This window comes from Shigella sp. FC1544 (assembly GCF_001722145.1).
Classification (GTDB): Bacteria; Pseudomonadota; Gammaproteobacteria; order Enterobacterales; family Enterobacteriaceae; genus Escherichia; species Escherichia coli.
Map to the genome: position 1 here is coordinate 1 of NZ_MECT01000279.1, position 1,660 is coordinate 1,660.

A 1,660-nucleotide genomic window follows, 5' to 3' on the forward strand; every position below is an offset into this window, starting at 1 on the left:
ACGGTTGTGGCGCACGTCTTCGGTGAACGCACTCTGGCCACACTGGAGCGTCTTCTGAGCCTGCTGTCGGCCTTTGAGGTCGTGGTATGGATGACGGATGGCTGGCCGCTGTATGAATCACGCCTGAAGGGAAAGCTGCACGTTATCAGCAAGCGTTACACTCAGCGCATTGAGCGACATAATCTGAATCTGAGACAACATCTGGCAAGGCTGGGACGGAAGTCACTGTCGTTCTCAAAATCGGTGGAGCTGCATGACAAGGTCATCGGGCATTATCTGAACATAAAACACTATCAGTAAGTTGGAGTCATTACCCGAATCGGTATTATTTTTCCGGTTGTAATCTTTATTACAGCGGTCGTATTTTTAGCATGGTTTTTTATTGGCGGCTATGCTGCCCCGGGGGCATAAAGATGAAAAAAACAACGATTATTATGATGGGTGTGGCGATTATTGTCGTACTCGGCACTGAGCTGGGATGGTGGTAACGTCACCTCTAAAAAATAGCAAAGGCTGCCTGTGTGCAGCCTTTGTGCAATTTAAGCGTTAACTTTTAATCTTCCTGTAGATAAATAGCACGACAATCGCACCAATAACGGCAACCACGAAGCTGCCAAAATTGAAGCCATCGACTTTACCAAAGCCAAACAGCGTGCTGATCCATCCGCCGACTACGGCACCGACTATCCCCAGCAGGATAGTCATAAAGAATCCACCACCATCTTTACCTGGCATGATCCACTTCGCCAGAATACCGGCAATAAGCCCAAAAATAATCCATGACAGAATGCCCATTGTTTCCTCACTTATCTGTTTTGCATTAGCGGGTTAGTCGCTGATAAAAAGCATAGCACAACATCGGGAGGGCAAGATTTGTGACGAGCATCACGGAGGATTTTTTTGCGATGGCGCAGAAATTGCGCCATCAACGATCAGTGATAATTACCAACCACAAACATCATGTTCGTTTTCCGTGTCATAAGAACGCACGGTATTCACCAGATCTTTTATCACTTCAGCCGCCACTTCTGGCACCAGCAAAGTCATCGGCGTCTCTGTTTCATAATCGACAGAAACGCCATTACTGTTATTGGTGACGGTCACGGTATACGTTGCTTTGCCCATGATTCATTTCCCGTTATGAATGACTTTCCGTTGTTGCGCACCTTCCATCAGGACTTCAGGAGCCACGAAGAAGTCAATGTTGAAATAAGTATCGTCAGTCATGGCTTCAATGTTGTGCCACTTTTCTGGAGGGAACACCGCAAACTGCCCCGCTTCGATAAGGATCACCTGATCAGGCTCTGCACTGTGTTCATCAGCGTAGCCGAGATATTTGACCGCCCCATGCATAACGGAAAGGCGTGGGTAACCCCCCTGGCGCGTTCCTTTATCAAGATGACGTTCGAATTATTCCGGCAGGCGCAGTTTGTTTATTCCAGAAAGGCGTTGAGCGCGTATGAATATAATTCTGTGGGATTTGCAGCATCCTTTTCCCTCCTTCGGTGAATGCGCTGAAAACGTGAGGTGTACTGGCAATAGCGGACACTACCATTTGTTCGTAAGCGTACAGCCTGAACCGTCTGGTCAGAATCTGACGAATTAGACAAAGTGGTGTCCACCAAATAAGTAGTGGGAACCAAAGTGTCAGATATGCAGA

At 47.5% G+C, this 1,660-nt stretch carries 4 protein-coding genes and 2 pseudogenes; 3 read left to right on the forward strand and 3 right to left on the reverse strand.

Going from position 1 to position 1,660, the window contains the following annotated elements:
* The 3 genes and pseudogenes from BGK49_RS14185 to yoaJ all read left to right on the forward strand — a co-directional run.
* A pseudogene (locus BGK49_RS14185) lies at nt 1-300 on the forward strand (IS1-like element IS1X2 family transposase); the annotation flags it as partial.
* A 9-nt stretch (nt 301-309) separates the two neighbouring features.
* Nucleotides 310-411: a YoaK family small membrane protein gene (locus BGK49_RS14190; protein ID WP_032324829.1), complete on the forward strand. Its 102-nt coding sequence runs from the start codon at nt 310-312 to the stop codon at nt 409-411.
* Nucleotides 412-413: 2 nt separating this feature from the next.
* Nucleotides 414-488 (forward strand): protein YoaJ, encoded by a 75-nt coding sequence (gene yoaJ / locus BGK49_RS27240; RefSeq protein ID WP_001386836.1) that lies wholly within the window; start codon nt 414-416, stop codon nt 486-488.
* Between the two features lie 58 nt (nt 489-546).
* Here the strand turns inward: yoaJ and BGK49_RS14195 are convergent, their stop codons facing one another.
* From BGK49_RS14195 to yeaR, 3 genes and pseudogenes are all read right to left on the reverse strand, one after another.
* On the reverse strand, nt 547-795 hold the full coding sequence (locus BGK49_RS14195; protein ID WP_000512153.1) for a GlsB/YeaQ/YmgE family stress response membrane protein: 249 nt from the start codon (nt 793-795) through the stop codon (nt 547-549).
* A 147-nt stretch (nt 796-942) separates the two neighbouring features.
* A complete protein-coding gene (locus BGK49_RS14200) occupies nt 943-1,125 on the reverse strand; it encodes a DUF1869 domain-containing protein (protein WP_000513737.1) in 183 nt (60 codons plus the stop codon).
* 3 nt (nt 1,126-1,128) lie between these two features.
* Nucleotides 1,129-1,489: pseudogene (gene yeaR / locus BGK49_RS14205) on the reverse strand (DUF1971 domain-containing protein YeaR).
* Nucleotides 1,490-1,660 lie beyond the last annotated feature (171 nt).

What these genes read in the sequence shown, in the direction of transcription:
- BGK49_RS14195 (WP_000512153.1), bottom strand. Translation starts at nt 795, where the DNA reads ATGGGCATTCTGTCATGGATTATTTTTGGGCTTATTGCCGGTATTCTG.
- BGK49_RS14200 (WP_000513737.1), bottom strand. Translation starts at nt 1,125, where the DNA reads ATGGGCAAAGCAACGTATACCGTGACCGTCACCAATAACAGTAATGGC.